At 39.0% G+C, this 649-nt stretch carries 1 protein-coding gene; it reads right to left on the reverse strand.

The window, feature by feature from the left end; genetic code table 11:
- Nucleotides 1-313: 313 nt before the first annotated feature.
- The coding region (locus PVE40_RS12895) for a transposase (RefSeq protein WP_274732321.1) at nt 314-649 on the reverse strand (336 nt) is incomplete at its 5' end.

The raw sequence follows: 649 nt of genomic DNA on the forward strand, positions 1-649 counted from the left end.
GTGTCGGATAACAATATGAAAAACAAGGACGGGACAAGGTTTAGAGAGCATATTAGAAAAACTATGAATTATTCAGGGTTAGTATTAAATGTTTTATTTTGTAAAAATATTCCTGAATAATTCATAGATCTAATTTTTTTGGGAAAATAACGTTTATACATCGATTTGAGTTGAATTTTCTTTTTTCAACCGGTTTGTACTTGCGAAAACAGATTTCCTTTTGTTTTTTTAACGAAGATAGGGAATCTGGAGCTGTTTTTGGGCGCACGAATCCCTTAGTGATTCCATGTCTTTTTAAAAGCTGATTGCTATTTTACACTTGCCAACTGAGTTGCTGGATTTTGTCCAGTAACTGATAAAACAAGTCTTGATAGACATGGGAGGAGCTCATCCGTAAAAGCAATCTACGGCCACTGCGGACTAATTTACCCGCGACCTTGAACAGGCGGAGCCGCAATATGTCGACTTGGAATGTCGCTTCCTTTTCAGGTAGACATATGGTCTTCATGAAGTTGACCAGGTTGTAAGCCAACAGGCTTACCATCATCCGTGCATGATTTTCCAAGAAGCTTGAGCTATCCGTCTTGTCGAAATGGAAACCGTTCTTCGCTTCCTTGATATAATTCTCCATGGTGCCACGCTTGTGGTA

The sequence above is a fragment of the Jeotgalibaca caeni genome (assembly GCF_028863945.1).
Classification (GTDB): Bacteria; Bacillota; Bacilli; order Lactobacillales; family Aerococcaceae; genus Jeotgalibaca; species Jeotgalibaca caeni.